The sequence below is a fragment of the Tissierella pigra genome, from assembly GCF_009695605.1.
Classification (GTDB): Bacteria; Bacillota; Clostridia; order Tissierellales; family Tissierellaceae; genus Tissierella; species Tissierella pigra.
Genome location: NZ_VUNQ01000004.1, coordinates 65,204 through 88,569, shown reverse-complemented (window position 1 = coordinate 88,569; position 23,366 = coordinate 65,204). Strand labels below are relative to the sequence as shown.

Annotated in this window: 18 protein-coding genes; 2 read left to right on the top strand and 16 right to left on the bottom strand. The window is 30.3% G+C overall.

The window, feature by feature from the left end; translation table 11 throughout:
* Positions 1–108: 108 nt before the first annotated feature.
* Complete coding sequence (locus tag FYJ83_RS03405) at positions 109–522, bottom strand: hypothetical protein (RefSeq protein ID WP_154438935.1); 414 nt, start codon at positions 520–522, stop codon at positions 109–111.
* 236 nt (positions 523–758) lie between these two features.
* Here FYJ83_RS03405 and FYJ83_RS03400 point away from each other — a divergent pair, with 236 nt between their 5' ends.
* Positions 759–2,021 (top strand): DUF1576 domain-containing protein, encoded by a 1,263-nt coding sequence (locus FYJ83_RS03400; protein WP_154438934.1) that lies wholly within the window; start codon positions 759–761, stop codon positions 2,019–2,021.
* A 71-nt stretch (positions 2,022–2,092) separates the two neighbouring features.
* Here the strand turns inward: FYJ83_RS03400 and FYJ83_RS03395 are convergent, their stop codons facing one another.
* From FYJ83_RS03395 to FYJ83_RS03370, 6 genes are all read right to left on the bottom strand, one after another.
* Positions 2,093–4,225 (bottom strand): adenosylcobalamin-dependent ribonucleoside-diphosphate reductase, encoded by a 2,133-nt coding sequence (locus tag FYJ83_RS03395; RefSeq protein WP_154438933.1) that lies wholly within the window; start codon positions 4,223–4,225, stop codon positions 2,093–2,095.
* Positions 4,226–4,338: 113 nt separating this feature from the next.
* Positions 4,339–5,802: a DUF445 family protein gene (locus FYJ83_RS03390; protein ID WP_195837907.1), complete on the bottom strand. Its 1,464-nt coding sequence runs from the start codon at positions 5,800–5,802 to the stop codon at positions 4,339–4,341.
* Positions 5,803–5,859: 57 nt separating this feature from the next.
* Positions 5,860–7,737, bottom strand: coding sequence for a molecular chaperone HtpG (gene htpG, locus FYJ83_RS03385; protein WP_154438931.1), 1,878 nt, complete (start codon positions 7,735–7,737; stop codon positions 5,860–5,862).
* 132 nt (positions 7,738–7,869) lie between these two features.
* Positions 7,870–8,616 carry a GTP pyrophosphokinase gene (locus tag FYJ83_RS03380; protein WP_154438930.1) on the bottom strand — a complete coding sequence of 249 codons (747 nt, stop codon included), beginning with the start codon at positions 8,614–8,616 and terminating at the stop codon, positions 7,870–7,872.
* A 63-nt stretch (positions 8,617–8,679) separates the two neighbouring features.
* Complete coding sequence (locus FYJ83_RS03375; protein WP_154438929.1) at positions 8,680–9,708, bottom strand: HAMP domain-containing sensor histidine kinase; 1,029 nt, start codon at positions 9,706–9,708, stop codon at positions 8,680–8,682.
* Positions 9,705–10,379, bottom strand: a complete 675-nt coding sequence (locus tag FYJ83_RS03370) for a response regulator transcription factor (RefSeq protein ID WP_154438928.1) — start codon at positions 10,377–10,379, stop codon at positions 9,705–9,707. The genes FYJ83_RS03375 and FYJ83_RS03370 overlap by 4 nt, the downstream gene beginning before the upstream one ends.
* A gap of 434 nt (positions 10,380–10,813) precedes the next feature.
* On the opposite strand from FYJ83_RS03370, the gene FYJ83_RS03365 reads away from it, so the two are divergent.
* A complete protein-coding gene (locus tag FYJ83_RS03365; RefSeq protein ID WP_326828291.1) occupies positions 10,814–13,168 on the top strand; it encodes an ABC transporter ATP-binding protein/permease in 2,355 nt (784 codons plus the stop codon).
* A gap of 71 nt (positions 13,169–13,239) precedes the next feature.
* Here FYJ83_RS03365 and FYJ83_RS03360 read toward each other — a convergent pair whose 3' ends face one another.
* The 9 genes from FYJ83_RS03360 to FYJ83_RS03320 all read right to left on the bottom strand — a co-directional run bounded on the left by FYJ83_RS03360 (position 13,240) and on the right by FYJ83_RS03320 (position 23,365).
* Entirely contained in the window at positions 13,240–13,734 is a 495-nt protein-coding gene (locus tag FYJ83_RS03360) for a hemerythrin domain-containing protein (protein WP_154438926.1), read from the bottom strand.
* Positions 13,735–13,860: 126 nt separating this feature from the next.
* Positions 13,861–15,069, bottom strand: coding sequence for a hypothetical protein (locus FYJ83_RS03355; RefSeq protein ID WP_154438925.1), 1,209 nt, complete (start codon positions 15,067–15,069; stop codon positions 13,861–13,863).
* A gap of 124 nt (positions 15,070–15,193) precedes the next feature.
* Positions 15,194–17,011, bottom strand: a complete 1,818-nt coding sequence (locus FYJ83_RS03350; protein WP_154438924.1) for an adenine deaminase — start codon at positions 17,009–17,011, stop codon at positions 15,194–15,196.
* Between the two features lie 304 nt (positions 17,012–17,315).
* Complete coding sequence (locus FYJ83_RS03345; RefSeq protein ID WP_154438923.1) at positions 17,316–18,530, bottom strand: nitrogenase component 1; 1,215 nt, start codon at positions 18,528–18,530, stop codon at positions 17,316–17,318.
* Positions 18,531–18,554: 24 nt separating this feature from the next.
* Positions 18,555–19,880, bottom strand: a complete 1,326-nt coding sequence (locus tag FYJ83_RS03340) for a nitrogenase component 1 (protein ID WP_154438922.1) — start codon at positions 19,878–19,880, stop codon at positions 18,555–18,557.
* On the bottom strand, positions 19,867–20,679 hold the full coding sequence (locus FYJ83_RS03335; protein WP_154438921.1) for an ABC transporter ATP-binding protein: 813 nt from the start codon (positions 20,677–20,679) through the stop codon (positions 19,867–19,869). Before FYJ83_RS03335 ends, FYJ83_RS03340 begins: the two co-directional genes overlap by 14 nt.
* The gene (locus FYJ83_RS03330) at positions 20,679–21,668 is read right to left on the bottom strand and encodes a FecCD family ABC transporter permease (protein WP_154438920.1); all 990 of its coding nucleotides are present in this window, start codon (positions 21,666–21,668) and stop codon (positions 20,679–20,681) included. Before FYJ83_RS03330 ends, FYJ83_RS03335 begins: the two co-directional genes overlap by 1 nt.
* A gap of 11 nt (positions 21,669–21,679) precedes the next feature.
* Entirely contained in the window at positions 21,680–22,615 is a 936-nt protein-coding gene (locus FYJ83_RS03325) for an ABC transporter substrate-binding protein (protein ID WP_154438919.1), read from the bottom strand.
* Positions 22,616–23,365: a nucleotide-binding protein gene (locus FYJ83_RS03320; RefSeq protein WP_154438918.1), complete on the bottom strand. Its 750-nt coding sequence runs from the start codon at positions 23,363–23,365 to the stop codon at positions 22,616–22,618.
* Between the last annotated feature and the right edge of the window lies 1 nt (position 23,366).

Genomic DNA, 23,366 nt, shown 5'->3' with positions numbered 1-23,366 from the left:
CTCCTTTATTTTACCTTATCTTATGAGACTTTTACCCTAATTCAAATTATATTATCATTTAAAAAAAGAGCTAAAGATTAACTCTTTAACTCAAATAATAAATTATATTTATAAATGTCTTTTTACATCTTTTGTATGTAAATACTTATCAACTGCAAATATTATTGCCAAAGCAATTACACCTAAAAGTATATCTATACTATTTGAACTGCTAATTAACATTTTTCTTGCTATTGCATACAGAATTACCTCAAGAACATTTCCAGCAGTATGACCTATTAACATAAGTGCTAACTCTAAACCTACTACTAGAAGTAATATATGTACAAATAGTCCTTGCAAGACTACATAAGAAGAACTGGCCTCTGTAATAAATACTTTATAAATCAGAACAATTATATCCTTACAGCTTACAATTACTGTGGCAAGTATAAATATTGCCATTATAACTTCTATCCACAGAATAAAATGTTTTATCTTCTTTTCTAATTTTTTTAAAACTGTAGGTGATTCTTCATGCATTGAGTACACTCCTCATCTTTATTAATTTATTTACCTTTTTATTACTAATTATAGTATCACCTATTTTAAAGATAAAATCAATAACTTATTACTTGTCATGCTCAGACCCTATAAATTAAAAATATAGTTCTCGATAAAAATTTATCTAGCATAAAAACTTAATTCTATGTTATAATAAAACTCTCTTATTATAATATATGAATTCATAAATAATCTATTTGAGCTTGGAGGTACCGATGAAAAAACAACGATACTATTTTTCCACTCAGCATCTTAATCTTATTTTACTATCTTTTATTCCTTGCCTATTAATTATTCTAGGGTTTTTAATTGATTCTCCTAAAGAAATATTTAAAGGTTTGTACGATTTAGTTATAGCACCTGATATATTACTTACTGATTATTTAGCAGTAGGTGGCATAGGAGCTACCTTTCTAAATGCTGGAATTTTAGGTCTATTATGTATTTCAATCGTATATTTTTTAAAGATTTCCCTAACTGGACCTTTAATTGCAGCAATTTTAACTGTCATAGGCTTTAGTTTTATTGGAAAAAATGTTGGAAATGTATGGCCTATTTTAGTTGGCGGATTATTATATTGTCGTCATAAAAAAATAGAATTTAAAACTATTCTGACTCCTATTCTCTTTGCAACTACACTAGCTCCTGCAGTTAGTGAAATAGCATTTGGTCTTAATTTAAGTTATTACATTAGTATTCCTTTAGGTATAGGAACTGGTATACTAATTGGATTTATCATTATTCCTATTGCTCTTCATATTGTGCATTTTCATTCTGGATATAATTTATATAATATGGGGTTTGTCGGTGGTATAATAGGAACACTTATTACCTCTTTAATTCAAGGATTTGGTTTTAGTATAAGAACCCAATCTATTTTATCCACAGAATATAGTGTGTTTATGAAGTATTTATTGATTTTTATTTCTGTCTTCTATTTAATTGTAGGATATATAATGAATGATCGAAGTTTTAAAGGTTATTCTGATGTTCTAAAATCTAGCGGTCACGCATTAGGTGACTTTACTGAACGTTTTGGCTTTGGACTTGCTTATATAAACATTGGGATAATGGGACTTATATGTATTTTTTATGTTTTGTTGACTAAGGGTGTGTTTAATGGACCTATAGTTGCTGGAATAGTAACTGTTATGGCATTTGCTCCTTTTGGTAAACATCCTAGAAATTCAATACCTATTTTTATTGGTGTATATCTGGCGGCTATAATAAAGATTTTTAATGCTTCTTCAACAACTGTAATTATGGCAGCATTATTTGGTACAGCATTAGCACCTATTGCAGGGTCTTATGGATGTATAGCTGGTATAGTTGCTGGCTTCCTTCATGTTTCTGTTGTAGCCAATGTATTCCAGATACATAATGGATTAAATCTTTATAATAATGGATTCTCTTGTGGAATAGTAGCAGGAATTATGGTTCCAGTTTTAGAAGCTTTCTTTAAAAAGGAAAAAAAATAAAGGTATTAAAAGAATAATTAAATAAGATAAAAACAAGCTAAATGGCAATCATTTAGCTTGTTTTTTAATAATTAAAATGAGCAAGGACTATATCCACAGTCTTGACACTCTGAGCATCCTCCACTGTGCATCATATCCCCAGCACACATAGGACAAGTATCTGGGTCTTCTTTTATTTGTTCTTCTGCTAATTTATTTATTTCATTTTTCAATTCATCTATTTTTTCTAATCTATTTTCCTTTTCCTTATTTGTAATAAGAATTCCTGATCTTGCACATCCATCACGATAAATAGTTATTCCTTTTAATCCCTTTTCCCAAGCATACATATATAAGTCTTCTACTTCTTCAACTGTAAACTCATTTGGTACATTTACTGTGGAAGATATACTTGCATCTATATATTGCTGCCAAGCTGCCTGAACCTCTATTCTATCTTTATAGTTTAAGTTTGAAGTAGTTATAAAGAATTCTGGCAAATCTTCTTCTTTAGAAATATTGTTTCTATCCATATATTCTTTAACTATAGGTGTAAATACTTTATAATATGTGTCTACATGATGTAAAGACTCAGACTTTCTTGTATAGGACACTTGAAATATCGGTTCCACTCCATTGCTGCATCCTATTAATGTTGATATACTTCCCGTAGGTGGTATAGTTAGTAGCTGACTATTTCTCAACCCATACTCCTTAATTAGCTCTAGCACTTCCTCCGTTGCATTATCTATAAGAAATGGTGAACTAAGGATTGCTTCTTTATTATATCTTGGGAATGGTCCATATTCCTCAGCCAGTAAAGCTGATTGTCTTAAAGCTTCATTAACCATGGTATGACCTATTTTATGAATTAAATCAATAGATTCTTTCCCTCCATATTTGATTCCTAACTTAATAAACATATCTGCTAACCCCATAATTCCAAGACCAATCTGTCTCAACTCTCTTGACATTTCTCTTTGCTGCTCTAATGGGTGTAATTCCATATTTTCATCTAATACTTCGTTTAAATAAATTACCCCATCCCTTACCATTTTACCAAATCTTTCATATTCAAAATAAGCATATTTGGTAAAAGGATTTTTTACAAATTCAGATAAGTTAATAGAAGATAAATTACAACTTCCAAACGCAGGTAAGGTCTCCTCAGCACAAGGGTTAACTCCTGCAAATTCAAAGTCTCTATCTTCACTCATTAAATGCCATGAGTTAATCCTATTTTGAAATAATATACCAGGCTCTGCCATATTCCAATTGTTTCTAGATAACTTTTCAAATAATTCTCCTGCATCAACTGTCTTGCTTATTTCTTCTCCTGTAGCTTCAACTTTAAAGTATAACTCATATTCCTCATTATTTTTTACTGCATTCATAAACTTATCATCGATATTTACAGATATATTTGCATAATTCACTTTAGACAAATCATTTTTAACATCAATAAAATCTTCTATATCTGGATGATTGCAATCCATATTCAACATCAATGCTCCACGTCTGCCTCTCATACCAATTAATCCTGTAACCATGGAGAATAAATCCATAAAAGAAACTGCTCCAGTTGTAGTATTAGCAGCATTATTTACTTTGGAACCTTTTGGTCTTAGTTTAGAAATAGTAAGCCCTACTCCTCCACCGTAAGAATAAGTTCTGGCAAGGTATTTTGCAGTATCAAATATGGATTCAATATTATCCTCAACTTTAGGCATTACATAACAATTACTAAGTGTAATTTTTCTTCCAAGTTTGTGTAATCCTCTACCAGCTAAAATACGTCCTGCTGGCATAAATTTCTTATCCTTTATGGCCTTTTTTATAGAATCATTTTCACCACTAACTCTAGTTAAAAATCCATCAAAAGATTCATTTTCATAGCGATACTTTTTCTCATATATATCCCTTTGAAGGTCAGACATAACCCATCCCTGTTCTCTTAACTTTGCTCTTTCTTCTCTATAGATTATATATAATTTTGCTACATCTGGCCGTGATTTCATAAGCTCTATTTCTACAAAGTCTTGAATCTTTTCTATATTTACAATTTCTAGCTTATTAAAATCTAAAAAGACCTTATGAGAAATTTCCTTAGCTAGATCTTCATCAATACCTAATTCTGTTTCTCCCATGGCCTTCTTGATGGCATTTACAATTTTATCTTCTTCAAATACAACTATATTTCCATTTCGTTTTTCAACCTGTAACATTTTGCTCCCCCTCTATTTGATATAACTATATATAGTATATATTATACATTTCATATACAACATATACCCAATTTATCAAATATTATCTTAAAAATCAAAGATATTAAATTATCTTAATATAACATTTGAAGAAGAGGAGTTAGTATTCCCATGATTCCACCAAGTAATGCTCCTAGCCATGTAATAGCCTTTAACTCTTTATCAGCAATATCTAAAATTAACTTTTCTGTAAAATTTACATCAAAGCTTTGAATCTTATCTTCAACAATTCTCGATATATTAAAGAATTCAATTATTTTTGGCAATTGATTTATGGCGAATTTATCAAATATGCTTCGTAGAGAGCTATATAATCTTGAAACACTATCTTTATCTATTTTTTCTACCATAGATGAAATGGATTTGTTTAAAACTTCCTCCATAATACTTTTTATAAATGAATCTATACTTTTTTCAAGTTCTTCACTTTCCAAAATCCTACCTATATTTCCATCTAAATAAGATATTATAATTTCTTTATTTTCCAATTCAGATTTTTTTAGCTTCTCCCCTAAGATATTTAATATTATATTGTGATTATCTTCATTAGAAATATATTCAATTAATATACTTGCTACTTTTTCAAGCTCTTCCTCAGAAGTACTGTCCAATACCCTTTGAGATATATCTGAAACCTTTGAATCCAATAATTTATTCAATAGAGACTTAATAAGCATTACAACATCATTGTTTGTATCTTCACTATCTATATATTTTTCGATCATATGAAATATCTTTTCAGCTATGGTATCTGGACTTACAAATGCCATAATTACCTTACTTATATTTTTCAACACCAATTCAGATATGGAATTTTTAAGTTTTTGTTGTATAACAGGGTCTTTAAAACCATTTCTTATATTATTTCCGATTTCATCTTTATTGTCATCAATATAATTATTCATTGAAATAATTATTTCTTCTGGCAATATTTCAGATAACTTTCTTTCATCATCTGATAAATTGTTTAATTTTGACTTTATCAGTTCTATTATTTTTTTCTTTAATTCATAAGAACTTGATAATTCTACTAAAACTTCCTTTAGCTTTTCATTTAATGCCTTATAAATATTTTCACATTCCATATTATTGACTTTTTCAGTAATAGATTTAATTAATAAGTTTCTGAATTTCTGTTTTCTAATTTGTATCATAATTAAATCTTTTATTTTTATTTCTATTTCTGCTACAAATCCATCATAATTGTTGAGTACATTTTCTAAAAATTCTTTTATAGATTGTTGATTTTCCTTTAATTTCTCTATTTTATTATAAATAAAGGACTTAATTTCATCGTCTATTTCCTTATTAGCGAGAGAATCTATTATGGTGTCTGGAGACAATAGATGTATACCTACGGTTTCACCAATACTCTTAGCTATTCTATCTTTTTCTTTAGGTATTAACCCAGGAGTAAAAGGAATCTTTATGCCAAATATTTTCTTCTCATAATGAGGTCTAAATAACATTTTTATGGCAAGCCAGTTTGTAAAATATCCTATAATGGCTCCAACTATAATTGGTATTATTAATTTCATACGTTTCTCCTCCAAAGTATAGATGGTTCTTTTATATAAAAGAACCATCTATCTATATTACATAAGCTTACATATATTATTTGTAAATTCTACAGGGTCTTCAATAGGCAATCCTTCTATTAGTAAAGCTTGATTATATAATAAATTAGTATATAATTTTAATTTGTCTTTATCATTTTCATAAGCAGATTTTAATGTCTCAAATACAGGGTGATTTACATTAATCTCCAGTATCTTATCTGCCTTTACATTTGGATTATCTGGCATCATATTTAAAACCTTCTCCATCTCTATTGAAAGTTCTCCTTCACTGGATAAACAAACTGGATGATTTTTCAATCTCTTAGATGGTTTGATTTCTTTTATCTTATTCAATAGAGTATCTTTCATAAATCCAAATAAATCTTTATTTTCTTCCATTTCCTTTTCATTATCTTTATCATTATCATCAGTTTCTATTCCTAAATCTCCTGATGATACTGATTTGAATTCCTTTTCCTTATACTTCATAAGTACCTTAATTGCAAATTCATCTATATCATCTGTAAAGTATAGAATTTCATAGCCTTTATCCTTTACCACTTCAGACTGTGGCAATTTATCTATTCTATCAACTGATTCTCCAACTGCATAATAAATATATTTTTGTTCTTCTGCCATTCTACTTATATACTCATCTAATGTAACCATTTTCTTTTCCTTAGATGAATAGAATAAAAGCAGGTCTTGTAAAACTTCTTTATTCATACCAAAATCACTATATACACCAAATTTCAACTGTTTACCAAAGCTTTCAAAGAATTTTTCATATTCTTCTCTATTATTTTTTAATATTAAAGCTAATTCATCTTTTATTTTATCCTCAATCTTCTTAGCAATTAGTTTTAGCTGCCTATCATGTTGTAATATTTCCCTAGATATATTAAGAGATAAATCTTCTGAATCGACTACTCCCTTTACAAAACTAAAATAATCTGGTAAAAGATCAGCACATTTTTCCATTATAAGGACTCCATTGGAATATAACTCCAGCCCTTTTTCATATTCCTTAGTATAAAAATCATAAGGTGCTTCCTGTGGTATAAATAATATAGCATTATATCTTAAAGTTCCATCTACACTTAAATGAATGGATTTCATTGGTTTATCAAAACCAAAATGTTTCTCCATGTAAAAATTTTCATAGTCTTCTTCTTTTAACTCATTTTTATTTTTTCTCCAAATAGGAACCATACTATTAATTACTTGTTCTTCTTGATATTCTTCATATTCATCTTCTGAGCCTTCTTTAAGTCTGCTCTTTGTTATATCTAATTTAATAGGATACCTAATGAAATCAGAATATTTTTTTATGATTCCCCTAAGTCTATATTCTTCTAAAAACTCATCATATTTTTCATCTTCTGTGTTTTCCTTTATACTTAGAATTATATCTGTTCCTACTATGTCCTTTTTCGTATTTTCTATGATATAACCTTCTGCTCCTTCTGACTCCCATTTATATGCTTCTTCTGATCCAAAGGTTTTACTTATGACTGTTACCTTATCTGCTACCATAAATGCAGAATAGAATCCAACACCAAATTGACCTATTATATCATACCCATCTTTTATTTGGTTTTCGTTTTTAAATGCAAAGCTTCCACTATTGGCTATTACTCCAAGATGTTCTTCTAACTCTTCTTTAGACATTCCTATTCCCGTATCTGATATGGTTAAGGTTCTATTGTCCTTATCTGCAACTATTTTGATATAATAGTCGTCCTTGTTGAAAGATATATTTTCATCTGTTAATGCCTTGTAATAAATTTTATCTATGGCATCAGATGAGTTAGAAATTAATTCTCTTAAAAATATTTCCTTATGAGTATAAATTGAGTTTACCATAAGATCTAATAAACGCTTAGATTCTGCCCTAAATTCTCTCTTTTCCATAGTATCTTCCCTTTCTCAATTCTTATTTTAAATAAATTAGCACTCATATCATTAGAGTGCTAATAAGAAAAATGTACCATATTTATTTTTCTATGTCAAGAATTTGCATATTTTTCTTTTATATTTATAAATTTATGCTTCCAATTCTCTCTCTAAATTTAAAAAACTATTAGGAAGGTATAAGTTACTATCCTTCACAAAAATATTTATTAAATTTTCCTCTGAACTATTGGAATCCTTTATCTTTGTAACCTCTTTGCTAAGGTTTTCCATTCTTCTATCTAATTGGGACACTGTAATTGCAGCTTCCTTTAATTCGTCCTTTAATCTTTGAGGAATGTCACTATTATATTTATAATAAATTTTATGCTCTAGACTTGCCCAAAAATCCATCCCCATTGTTCTAATCTGGACTTCTACATAAACATCTTCAATCCTATCTGACATAAATACCGGTACCTGTAAAATCAAGTGAAGACTTTGATACCCATTGGGCTTAGGATTTTTTATATAATCTCTATACTTTATGACCTTCAAATCCTTCTGTTGCTTTAGCATTTCACTTATTTTATATATATCCGATACAAATGAACAAACAATCCGAATCCCAGCTATATCTTTAATGTTCTCTTTTATTGAAGGAAAAGAAATCTCTAAATCTTTTCTATTTAATTTTTCTATAATACTTTCAGGAGTTTTAATTCTAGATTTCACATGCTCAATAGGATTATAGTCATGAATGTATTGAAATTCCTGATTCAAAATATTGATTTTTGTCTTTACTTCTTCAAGTCCAAACTTATAGGACATTAAAAATCTCTTTAGTTCCTTTTCCATCATCTTTAATTGATTCATATTTACTGCTGCTTTTATTTCCATCTTAAACACACCTCTTTTGTCTATTTAAATTTAATTGTATACTCTTTAACTTTTCATTTTTATTCAATTTGGTAATCTAATAGCAATATCTGTTCCTTTTCCCAAGCGGCTCTTTACATTTATTTTCCCTTCACATAAATCCACAGTACGTTTCACAAGAGAAAGCCCTAAACCATTACCTTCTGAAGAACGTGAGGAGTCCCCTTGATAAAACTTTTCAAATACTTGATGTCTAGTATCATCATTCATTCCTATACCATTATCAGATATTTTGATTTTAATATAGTTACCCTCATTACAACATTTTACTTTAATTTCTCCCCCATTGTGGCTGAACTTAATTGCATTTCCTAATAAATTTAACCAAACATGAGATAACATTTCTTCATTTCCATAATACTCAACTGAGTCTAACTCAATATTAAAACTAATATCTTTCCTCTCCCACTCCATCTGTAATAAGAGTATGCAGTTTCTAATCTGCTCGTCCAATGAAAACAACTTTTTGTCTGTAACTATTTCTTGATTTTCAAGTTTTGTTAAAAGCAAAATGTTTGAGGACATATTTGTAAGTCTTTCAGACTCTCTAATTATTATATCAATATATTCCTTACGCATTTCATCTGTTAAAGTGGAATTTTTAAGTTGTCTTGCAAATCCTCTTATGGACACTATTGGTGTTCTGAACTCATGAGAAAAGTTATTAATAAAGTCTTTACGAAACATTTCTATACTGCTTAATTCATTTGTCATAATGTTAAAGCTTCTAATAAGTTTATCTATTTCATAATTTTTCTTGAGTTCCTTTACCTTAACATTAAAATTCCCCTTAGCTACTTCTTGTGTTGCTTCAATCAATTGATTTAAAGGTCTTAAAAAGTGCTTCCCTATGGGAAAAGTAAGAATCGTTCCAATAATTGTACTTACAATAAGTCCAATCATTAGAAATAGTCTTGGAGTTACCCTTATATAGGAAAGAAAATCACATCTAATTAATATAAACAAGATAAGTCCCGATAATATACTAGAAAATATCATAATTACAAATACAAGAACCACAAGACTAAAATTTAAGCTTCGGAACCTATTCATTTACCTTTCACCGCCTTATAACCTAACCCACGTATTGTAATGATTTCAAAATCCTTATTATTCTTAAAACGCTCTCTAAGTCTATTAATATGTACATCTACTGTACGTTCATCAGAATCACTTTCTAGCCCCCATATTTCATCCATTAATTGCCTTCTAGTAAAAATTTTATTTTGATAGGATAACAATTTAAAAAGTAACATAAATTCTTTCTGAGGCAGTTCTTCAATTTTCCCTTTTTGTCTCACTGTAAGTTCATCATAATATAGTTCAGTTTTTCCAATTACCAGTCTATGCTCACTGGCAATTTTGGAACGTCTTAGAAGTGCTGCTATGCGTAAAATCATCTCCTCTTCATCTACAGGTTTTACCATATAATCATCGGTTCCTATGATAAATCCCTTCTTCTTATCTGAAGATTCCTCCTTTGCTGTTACCATTAAAATCGGAAGGTTGTATCCTGATTCCCGCAGTACTTTTGTCAATTCATATCCATCCATATTGGGCATCATAATATCTAATACTATTAAATCTATATGTTGCCTATCTAAAATTTCCAAAGCCTCCAAGCCATCTTTTGCCAAAACTGGTATATATCCATTTTCTAAAAGTACAGCTTCCATTAGTTTTCTAGTATTATCATTATCTTCAACAACCATTATGTTAAACATATTCAAGCCTCCCAGTAAAATTTGAATTTATTATATCATAGTTAAACTTACATTTAAATTTTAACTCATTATCCTATTTTTTATAATATCTCTTTTTTATTAACTGAATTTAAACAAATATAAAATTAAAAATTATTTTATAGATAACTAACATAAACCATAATGAAAAAATACACGTTCGTGCTGTTTCGAATATGGATAACTCCTACAATTCATTCAGCTACAAAATCCTAAAATTTATAACTCGCTTCCCTCAAACAAATAAATTTCTTAACGGCTTTTATAGCTTCATTCATTGGGAGCTATTCCATATTCTACAAATGCACTCTCTTAGTATTTTTTATTATGATATTAGTTATCTATAGTTTATATTGAGTTAATAATAATGTATTATACTTCCCTTATAGCAGTAAAATAACGAAGGAGAGGATATGGTGTTACAATTAAAAAATATTAAAAAAAGCTACACTACCGGTGATTTTACACAAATCGCCTTAGATAATGTAAGCTTAAACTTTAGACAAAATGAATTTGTGGCTATTTTAGGTCAAAGTGGCTCGGGAAAAACTACCTGTCTCAATATAATCGGCGGTCTTGATCAGTATGATAGTGGGGATTTGATTATTAACAGCAAATCCACCAAGAAATTTGAGGATTCTGACTGGGATGCTTATCGTAATAATAGTGTAGGGTTTATCTTTCAAAGCTATAACTTAATTGGACATTTAAGTATTATTGATAATGTGGAAATGGGAATGACTTTAAGTGGTGTTTCCTCTGTAGAAAAGTACAAAAAGGCAATGGAGGTATTGGACAAAGTTGGTCTAAAGGATCATATGCACAAGAAACCAAACCAGCTCTCTGGAGGACAAATGCAAAGAGTTGCCATAGCTCGTGCCCTTGCCAATGATCCAGACATCATTCTAGCAGATGAACCTACAGGTGCTCTTGATACCTCTACCAGCAAACAAATCATGGAGCTTATTAAAGAAATTGCTGATGATAAGCTAGTCATTATGGTTACTCACAATCCAGAACTTGCAGAGCAATATGCAGATCGTATTGTGAAATTCAAAGATGGGCAAGTTATAGATGACTCCAACCCTTATGAAGATATTAAAGAGGAAACTGGATATTCAATAAAGAAAACAAGCATGAGTTTTACTACAGCACTAAAGCTATCTGGAAAAAATATTGCAACAAAAAAATGGAGAACAGCCCTAACTGCTTTTGCTTCCAGTATAGGTCTTATTGGTATAGCATTGATACTCAGTCTTTCTACTGGATTCAAAATTCAAATTGACCAATTTCAAAGAGATGCACTTTCGGAGTTTCCTATTATAATTTCTCAAAATACTATGGATACAGATAAAGAAAGTCTTGAGAAGATGTATGGAGAGCATACTAACAATGTAGAAAATAATACTAAGATTAGAAATTCAAGTAAAGTTTATCTTTATGACTCTACTGAGAATACCATAACACACAAAAATATTATTACAGAAGACTATATTAGATATATTAATGATATGGATCCTGAAATCCTAAGTAGTATTGGATATACTAGAATGACAGGCATGAATATACTTCGTGAAAAAGATGGAGAAGTATTGCCAGTATCCTTGGCTATTGGCTTAAATATGAATAATGGAAATGGTCAACCTATGGCATTAGGTACAGGTGGCTTATCATCATATCCTGAACCTTTGGATAGTTCAGGAATATCTTATTTAGAAAAAAATTATGATCTTCTTGCTGGTGAATATCCAAAAGATGAAACAGACTTAGTGTTGGTTATTGACAATCAAAATCGTATAGATTATTCAGTACTTAAAAATCTAGGCTTTGACACTGACAATATAGAAAGTATAGATTTTGAAGACTTAGTAGGAACAGAATTCAAATTAATTTCCAATGATAACTTTTATACTAAGACTGAAATGAATACCTTTCTTCCTAGTTCCGATTACAAAGAAGTGTATAACTCAAAGGATAATATTCCTTTAAAACTATCTGGAATTGTACGATTAAAGGAAGATATGACTTTTGGTATTGTTGGAAACGGAATAGCATATAGTGACAAACTTGTTCAACGCATAATAGACTTAGCTAAAGATTCTGAAATTGTAAAAGCACAACGTGATGCAGACCATAATGTTATAACTATGGAAAAATTAGATGAAACAGCTAAAACTACATTTCTAGCTTATATAGGGGGAGATTCCATTCCTCAAATGATTTATCTATATCCTTCTGATTTTGAGTCTAAAGATGCTGTCTTAGATAAACTGGATTCATATAATAGAGATAAATCTAAAGAAGATGCAATTATTTATTCTGACCTTGCAAACACTATGACAGAAATGACTGGTGGCATTATGGATGGCATTACCATAGTACTTATTGCTTTTGCAGGAATTTCTCTTATAGTTTCTTTAATTATGATTGGAATAATAACCTATATATCTGTTTTAGAACGTACAAAGGAAATAGGCATATTGCGTGCCCTTGGAGCAAGAAAGAAAGATATAACCCGTGTATTTAATGCTGAAACCTTTATCATAGGAACCTTCTCTGGTATTTTAGGTATAGGCATTGCATATCTTCTTACATTCCCAGTAAATGTAGTAATTGAAAACATGACAGGTTTAACTAATGTAGCACAATTAAATCCACTGCATGGACTTAGTTTATTAGGAATAAGTGTAGCTCTTACATTACTTGGAGGTATGCTTCCTGCAAGAATGGCAGCTAAGAAAGATCCTGTAGAGGCTTTAAGAACAGAGTAGAATTTATTTAAGTATATATAAAACATCTCAAACTGCATTAATAAGCAGTTTGAGATGTTTATTTTTGTCTACTATTTTTCATCTTTTAATCTAAGAAATAATATATTTTCTATTTCTATATGTTCATATAAGCTTTTCTCTAAATCTTTTAATCTATCATAAGTATTTTCATAAGTAGGACAACTGGTAGGTGGAATTAAATAATCATCTGTTGCTTTTCTAATTTCCTTTACCAGTTCTTCTATTTCTTTATTATCCATTTCAACACTTTTGATTTCTTTAAGTATTTCCTCTAATAAATCCTTTGATTTATCTTTATCATAGTCCCTTATGTTAAAGAATAATGCTCTTTCTTCCTTTATTATATGGGATTCTAAAGTAATCTTTAGCTGTCCATATAGTTTATGAACCTTCTCTAAAACATCACCCATATCTTCAAAATGAACTTTAAATATTGTATATACTAATTTCTCCAACTCAGGTAACTCCTTCTTCAATGGAGTGTGATGATTCTTTAAAATGTATTCAATTATTTTAGAATAACTTTCAGTTTCAAAGTTTGCCATATAAATCCTCCTAGTTTTATATCATATTCTAATTCTAGTAATACCCTATTGAAAATCAATTAATCCATATAATCTAAAAATTATATTACCAATAATAAAATAAAAGGGTATCCTTAAAGGGTACCCTTAAAACCAAGGTAAATAATTCATAACACTTATCGTAAACATAGTAGTAATACCCATGGCTAGTACATTTGGTATAACTCCATGAAGATGTTCTGGAAGATTTCTGTTTAATAATTCAGCAAAGGGCGCACCTATTATTGCACCAAAGATTGAAGAAAATAGTATTACAGGCAAAGTAGTTCCAAAAGTTAAAACACAAAATGGAGCTATACTTACTACTGGTACATAAGTAGGATACCAACCATTTTCTAAATGTTTTCTGCCATACAAATATACCCCTATTCCTCCGCTTAATAATTGAGACAATAATATTGCTGGAAAAACTTGTGAACCGAGAAATCCATGTTTAGAGTTTAGAAACCAATCTATTATAGCTCCAACTATTAGAAAAAAAGAAGCTATTTCATTTCCATAGAAAAGTGGGTCAGTAAAATCTGCCAAAGTTCTCCTAATAATCCATAGAGGATTTTTCAAAGTTTTATACATTTCTTCTTCATTAGGCGATGGTCCATAATCAATGGTATTAAATGGCCTTTTCTCCATCCATGGAAGCAAACTACAGACTTGCAAAGTTATAGTTATAGCCCCTGCTAAGGCAAAGTAATTTGCTATAGTTCCTGGCATTCCAATAGGTACTATTATATAGTTATTAATCCAATTTGCCATGGGAACTGTAAGCAATCCCCCTAAAATTGAACCTGTAAATAGTGATTTAACACTAGGTCCATATACACACAACACTGCCTGTGGCGCTCCCACTAATAATAGAAATGTAGGAATCCATGAAAAAGTGTCATTATCTAAAAGACTCAAATATCCCAATACAAATACTGCTATTAACATGGTCAAAATCTGCGATGCAAATATCCATGGCCATATATTTAAGCCATAGGATATATTTATACCAGCATATTTAGATTTTTTTACATCTAATCTCCATGGTATTATAGCACCTATAATAAGACTCATACTTGCAAATAGTCCTCCATAAAACTGTCCTTCAGAAAAATCTTTTATCATCCAAATAAATTTAGATATTATATTGTTTTCCATTATGCCCTCTACTATGGACTCATAAGGAAGCCATTTTGTTACAATCATAATATTAGACAATAATAAGTATAAAATAAGACCTACTATTGAAATTATCATAAGTCCAAGAAAAGAAGCTGTAGTCTTATTAGTGATTTTTTGCTTTTCATCTATCATATTATACCCTCTTTCTTATTTTGTGGTATTTAGTTAATAAAAATCACTTGAATTCTTACATATGGCTGGAGACATATCTCCAGCCATAAATATTATTATCTACTAATTATTTTTTGATTTCTACTTATTTTATAGGCTCAATAGATGGTATTACTCTATAGTTTTCAACATCTACTACTCCTTTATCAGTTATCTTCCACTTTGGACTTGTAGATAAAGATAAAAATGCTAAGTGCATAAAAGGTGCAGGTATAGAACATTTTAGAACTTCTTTTGCCTTTTCATGGAGTGCTGTCATTTTATCTGTAAGTTCATAAGCTGTTAACTCATCTGTCATAAGTCCAGATATTCTAAGTGGCAATTCATCTACCACTTCTCCACCTTTAGCTATAACAACTCCGCCTTGTAATTCTATAACTCTATTTACAGCTACTGCCATATCTTCATAATTAGTTCCTATAACTATTAGATTATGGGTATCATGAGATACTGTCTCGGCAAAAGCTCCTTCTTTAAGGTCAAATCCTTTTACAAATGATTTACCTATATCCTTTTGCCCATGTCTGCCAACTACTGCAACTGGAAGTAAGTCCTCCACATTTGATTTTACATATCCATTTTCAACTGGTAATTCTACCTGTAGCTTTTCAGATAAATTGTTTAGAGGAATAAGTCCTATACAATTTGCCAGCACCTTATTATCATTAGAAGCTATCATTAAATTTTCAGCCGTTATTGGTTCTCTCTTTACCGATTGCTTAACTGTATCTGGATAAGTATAAACAGGAAGATCAATTAGAAGTTCCTTGTTTTCAGCTATTTTTTCTCCCTTTAGAAATACTTGTGATACATTCATATCCTCAAGCTTTCCATCTATAACTGCTATATCAGCATATTTACCCGGTGCTAATACTCCTATTTGGCTAAGTCCTAACCAAGTAGCTGGATTTATAGTAGCCATTTGTATAGCTTCAACTGGATCTACCCCTTCTTTTATAGTTCTTCTTATGATGTCATTCATATGTCCTTTGTTTATAATATCTTCTGCTAACATATCATCAGTAGCAATGATTGCTCTTCTAGAATCTAACTTTTCCTCAGTTATAGCCCGTACAGATTGAGCCATATTATATTGAGTAGATCCTTCTCTCATAAGAACATATACGCCATATCTTAGTTTTTCAACTGCTTCTTCTTTAGTTGTTGTCTCATGACAGGATATATCAGTTCCTCCACAGATTATATGAGCCGCTAGTTCTTCCCCAAATAATCCTGCAATATTTCCATCAACTTGTTTTCCAATAGATCTGGCATATACTGTAGAAGCTATAGTATCTTTTATAACTTCATAGTTATGTTCGTATACAAATTTTATAGTAGTTACCCCTTGGGTTTCTCCTATTCCTGTAACGGTTTCCCAAGAAAGCATTTCTGGTATATCTTTTGATGTTATATTCTTTCCTGCCGTTTCAAGTCCTGGTGAATCTGGAGTTAAAGCAGGAACTCTTAAATAAACATGCTGTGGAAGAGTGGCTACTTCTTCAGCCATTGCCTTCATTCCCACTTTTCCTAATACATTTCCTATTTCGTGTGGGTCTGATATTAAACAAGTTGTACCTGTAGGTAAAGATAGCCTTGAGAATTCAGTTGCCGTAAGCATTGCTGATTCAAAGTGCATATGTGCATCTATAAATCCTGGCATTATATATTTTCCTGTAACATCTACTATTTCAGTTTTAGGTCCTTTAAGCTTTGAGCAGTCTCCAACCATTAATATATACTCACCTGTAATGGCTATTTCTGCTTCATAAATTTCTTTAGTAATCACATTTACAACTTTACCACCTGTCAATACTTTATCTGCATAAACATTCTCATCTAATAAAGTATCTACTAAATGAAGCCTATCTGCCACTAATTTCAAACTCCTTGTATCTAACATTTAACACATGCCCCCTTATTTTATATTTCGTCAATGTATATTGGAACTATTATGCCAAATGTTAAAAGGCTAATGAATCTTTGAGGAAGGTATGTAGATTACCACGTTTCCATATTTACAGTATATTCTGTATATATTGTATTTTTTTAATTGTATGATAAAACAAGGAATTATTTTCCCAATCTTCAAAACTTATATTTAAGCTAAATCTTTAATTTTGATTTCCACTATATTTTATATATAAATGTTTTAAAAGGAAAAAGATTCCCCTTAGGGAACCTTTTTCCTTAACCTTAAAAACTTGCTAATATTTAGATTTGCTTTTTTCCAACTCAAATAGACACTGTATCATATATAAAGTGCCGTTATATCCTACGAAGGGGGTATAAGGATAAATACTATACTTTGAGAAATTGGGATTTGCTATTTGAAGATGGAGTCTAGATTGATTTTCCAATTTTAACGTACCTCCATCAGCCAAAAGTAAATATGAAGGTGCTGATTTTAAATATTCTTCTAATTCTCTTTCACTTAAATTAAACTCAATTATTTCTTCCCATTTTTCAGGTATATACTTTCTAACTTCCTTACATAATTTATGTTTAACTATTATTTTCTTTATTGAAAGTCCTAATTCCTCCAATAAATTGGCTAAACCTATAACTACATCATAATCTCCTACTAATATTGCAGATTTATTTCTTACTTCTCTAATCATAAATCTATAACTCATTAAATGTTTTCTTATTTCTGATGTTTTTTTACTTATATAATCTTCATTAACATTAATCCCTAGTGCTTCCTGTAAATTTCTTAACCAAAGAGTTGTTCCTTCTAAACCATATGGCCTGCCATAATAGTAATCCATATTATGCTCTTTTTGTAGAGTTTTTGCTGCTTTTAATCCTTCTCCCCTAAGTACAAGATTAATTTCACCCATAGTAGTCTTTTCTATTTCATCTATAGACGTATATGCTGTAAAAATAGTATTTGGATCAAAATCAAATCCATTTTTCATCATGTTTTTAATTTCTTCCATCTCTGATAAGAAATTAAAAACATCTACATTGTTTCCTATAATATTATAAGTTTTAGATTGTTTGTTTTCAGATGGTTTTACCACTTCTTTACAAAGCATATTTAAAGATCTTTCTATACCCAATGTATGATCTCCATTATATCCACCAGTAGTTATGGGAATCAACTTTGCACTAACTTTAGACTGCATTTCAAAACAAATGCTTTCAATATCTGTTCCTATAATGGCTGATATGGAAGATGCCATAACAAATATATATTTAGGATTATATTGCCCATCTATTTCCAATATAGCATTTTCTAATCTATCTTGTTTCCCAAAGGAAATATCTGTTTCATTAATATGAGTAGTATATACATTAGCTTTATGTTCACCATTTAACTGCATAAGCCCTTCTATGGCAAAATGGGTTGTTCCCGCTGGACCAAATTCAATGATATAAGCATCTTTTATGGTACTTAATGTCCATATGGTTCCCATTCTATCAGAAGGTGTAGGAAAAATTTATAAAACTCCATGTCTCATACCTCCTTTAGCAGCTATTTTCATCATCTTTTCTTTAATTTCTTCATGTTGTTGGAAAGATAATAATATTTTCTTTATACTGTCTATAGGTATTTCGTATCCTAGTTTCTTTGTGACTTCGTCTAATGTAACCTGTATAATATTTCTCTTAGCTAAATTCATAGGATTTTCATGTCCAAAGTAAAAACTAGGCTTACATTCTTCATATATATACTGCATAGGTGCTATATTGGCAATTCTACTTATATATGGGTCATATCCATGAGATTTGATTTCTTCCATATATATTGAATCATTTTCATATAAATCTCTAACTTGTACCAATATAGGTTCAAGTCCTAAATCACATAAGAAACTAGTAACTTCAAATGCCATCATAGGAGTATTTCCATATATAAAGGTTTTACCTTTCAATACCTTTTTAGCTTCCTCCATAAGAGCCATTAGTTCTTCTTCCTTAGAACTAAGCTTAGATAATATCTCTATTTCTAGAAATTCTTCTAATTTTCTATAACTATTTCTTATTCTTTCTAAAGATAAATGCTTATCAAAATAGACATAAGGTATTCTAAATTCTTCTTCCATCTTCTTTGCCATAGGCAGTGCCACAAAGTCAGTGACTATATTTAATTTAGCTTTTGTAGCAAATCTCAACTCATCTATAGTTGTTTTTGATGGAATAACAGAGTTAATATGAATACCTTCTTCTACTAAGATTTTCATAAGTTCCGTATTTTCTACTCCATGTTGCCTATGTCCTAAAATATTTATACTCTTTTCATCTATAGGACATTTTTCCATAAGGTTAACAAGCTGTTCCAGTGACCTTTCCATACCTGGAATATGACTATTACATTTAAAATGTTCTGTAGGTACTACTAATATTTTAGCATTTACTTTATCTTGAATGAAACTTCCTAAGGAAACAAAATCTTCACCAATTAACTCTAAAACACAGGTAGATACTATCATTATTGCTTTTGGTTTAATAGTATTGTCTATTTCAAATATTACATCTTTTATTTTTTCTTCACATCCAAATGTAATATCGTGCTTATTTGTAACTACTGAGTAAAAATTGTCCTTACCATATTGTCTTTGATATGCAAAATCCTTAGCATAATATGTACACTCTTGAGTCCCAGCTACTATTACTACTAAATCCTCAATAAATGATGCTATCATAGCAACTCCAAATAAGGGACAGTGAGTACCTGGAAATATGGCATGGGATAAAGCTTTTATATCTTCATTTTTATTTATTTCACTTAATTTCGATAGTTTTTCCAAATTAAATTGCTTCATATTGACACCTCTTTTCACAAGATTTACAAACACCCAGAGGATGTATTATAATTTCTCCCTTTAATATATCCTTTCTAATACATACCTCTACTTTATATACTTCTTTAATTAACTCCTCTGTTAATATGTCATAAGGACTACCCTTTGCCACTAAATTCCCATCTTTAATAACCACTACTCTATGGCTATATTTAGCCGCTTGTCCCAAATCATGCAAAACCATTATTACAGTAAGACCTAGTTCTTTGTTGAGAGATTTTATAAGCTCCATGACTTCTAATTGATGACATATGTCAAGATATGTAGTTGGTTCATCTAGTAATAGAATCTTTGGTTTTTGTGCCAATGCCATGGCTATCCAGACTCGCTGCCTTTCTCCTCCAGATAATTCTGATACCTTTTTTTCTTCATATCCATTTAAGGAAGTCTGACTAATTGCCCAATTTATAATTTCTTCATCTTCCTTAGTTTTTCTTTCATACCATTTTTTGTGAGGTAATCTTCCATAATATATTAAATCCTTTACCTCTATGTCTTCTGGACTTTTGTTGTGTTGAGATAAAGTTGACATCTTCTTTGCTATATTTTTAATATTCATATGGCTAATATCTTCTTTTTCTAGATAAATTAATCCTTCTTGTTGTTTAAGAAGTTTTGATATAGTTTTTAATATAGTTGATTTTCCTGAGCCATTAGGTCCTATAATAGATACCATTTCTCCTTCTTCTATATTGAAGGAAAAATCTTTAACTACTACTCTTTCTTCATATGATATTTTCAAGTTTTTAGCTTCTATCATTACGCATTTCCCCTCCTTAATAAGTATAGAAAAAATGGACCTCCTACTACTGCCATAATAACACCTACAGGAAGTTCTATTGGACTAGCCACAGTTCTAGCAAAAGTATCTCCAAGAAGTAAAAGTCCACTTCCCAGTATTACACTAAATGGTAATGAATATTTATAATCAGATCCTATTAGTAATCTGGCTATATGAGGCACAATAAGTCCTACAAATCCCACTACCCCTACTAAAGCTGTTGAAACAGCAGCTAAAAATACTGCCACAAGGGAAATAAGAACTCTATATTTATTAGTATCTACACCAAGGTTTGATGACATTTCATCTCCAAGCTGAAGAATATTAGCTTTCCTTATACAGAACATTGCCATCGTTATACCTATAGCACTGTATATAGATAATACTTTTACATCAGACCAAGTTTTTCCACTTATACTCCCATTAACCCAAAGCAATACACCTTGAATTCTATCACTATATAAAATAGATAATAGAGAAGTCCCTCCACCTAATATAGCATTAACAGCTACTCCTGCCAGTATAATTCTCACAGGTTTGATTCCATTTTTCCATGCTAGGGAATATACTAAAGCGCAAGCCACAGCACCACCTAAAAATGCTGCCATTGGAACTAAATAACTATACTGTGGAAATAGCAGCATGATTATTATTGCTGCCAAACTTGAACCAGCTGAAACCCCAGTTAAACCAGGGTCAGCCAGTGGATTTTGCATTACTGCTTGAAGTAATGCACCTGATACAGATAGATTTGCTCCTACTATGGCAGCAATAACTATTCTAGGTAATCTTATATTTAAAAGGACATTTTTACTTGAATTCATTTCTGAACTAAATAAAATACTAAATATTTTAGAATAACTAAATTCCACACTACCCATTCTTATGGATAGTAGAATAATAAACATTAACACAAATACTGATAAAGCTATATAAGCATATTTATTTCTCTTTAATGATTTAAGCATAGACACTTCACCTAATTATATAAGATTTCTGCTAACTCTTCTAAGGCTTTCATCACTCTTAAATTAGCCGTTACTCCAAAGTAATTCGGATCTAAATCATATACTCTTTCATTTTTAACAGCATCTATATTGGACCAAAATCCTTTTGAAAATTCTTCATCAAAAGCTTTTTTACTTAATTCTGGACTTACATGAGTCAATCTTAAAATAACATCTGGATTAAGATCTGCTATAGTTTCTAAACTAAAAGGTAAATATGGAGTTGGACTTCCTTTTGCTAAATCACTTGCCACATTTACTCCACCTAGTTTCTCCACTAAATTTCCAGTATAAGAATTTGATGTTGCAATCATAAAGCTTTCTGGAGTTCCAAATATAATAAGTACGTTTGGTGACTCTTTTCCTGAAATAGAATTTATTATTTCTTTCTCTTTATTTCTCATTTCAAAAATAATTTCATTACTTTTATCTGTTTTATTTAAATATTCTCCAAGACTTTCAATATTTGTAAAAATATCTTCATAGGAGTTATTATTTAAAAACATCATTTCAAAATCTGTACTTTTAAAAATCTCCTCAAGACTTTCTTTTAAATTAGCATCTGTTATATATAGCTCTGGTTCTAAAGAAGCCACTATTTCTAAATCAGGTTTCATAGGAGAACCTATTTTTGTTATATCATTATATCTTTCTGGTAAACTCTTTTCAGTAGTCAATGTTCCCACTGGATTTATATCAAATAAATCTAATAATTCTGCAGACATAAGTGTACCAGCTATTATATTCTTAGGTTCTACTTCTTCAACTGTATTTTGTCCCTTTTCTGTATCTCCTTCTAACTCAACATCCTCTACATTTGAATCCACTGCATTATTTTTGTCAGTACAAGCTGCAAGACTTAACACAAGGCATAACACTAAAAGCATCAACAAGTTATTTTTTTTCATTTATTCTACCTCCATTATTTTTTTTGCCAAATCAATATATATCTTTGACATATCAGAATCTATAAAGCTTTCTATCACAGTTTGTCCAATGTTTTCTGCCTCTTGAACAATTGGGTTTCTTGGAATATAGTGAAATACATCGGTTTCTATTTCTTCACTTAATTTATTAACTAATTCTATCTCATTCTCTACATTTTTTGCATTTAATATAAGTCCCTTTAATTCTGCATATCCTCTTGACTTAAACTGCATTACAGCTCGAGAAATATTAGATGCGGCATACATGGACATCATCTCTCCTGAAGTCACAATATATACTTCTTTAGCATATTGATTTCTAATAGGCATAGCAAAACCACCACAAACTACATCACCTAATACATCATATATAACAATATCAGGTTTATAAGTTTCAAATGCCTCTAATTCTTCCAGTTTTTCAAACGCAGTAATAATCCCTCTACCTGCACATCCTATTCCCGGAGTAGGTCCTCCTGCTTCTACACATAAAACTCCATTATATCCTTCAAAGACTATGTCCTCCAAATCAATATCATCACCTTTATCCCTTAAAACATTTAATACCGTTGGTATAAAATTTCCTCCCATAAGGGTTTTAGTGGAATCTGCCTTTGGGTCACATCCTACCTGCATAACCTTATATCCTAAATTAGATAAGGCGGCAGATAGATTTGATACAGTAGTTGATTTTCCTATACCACCTTTACCATAAATAGCAATTTTCTTCATT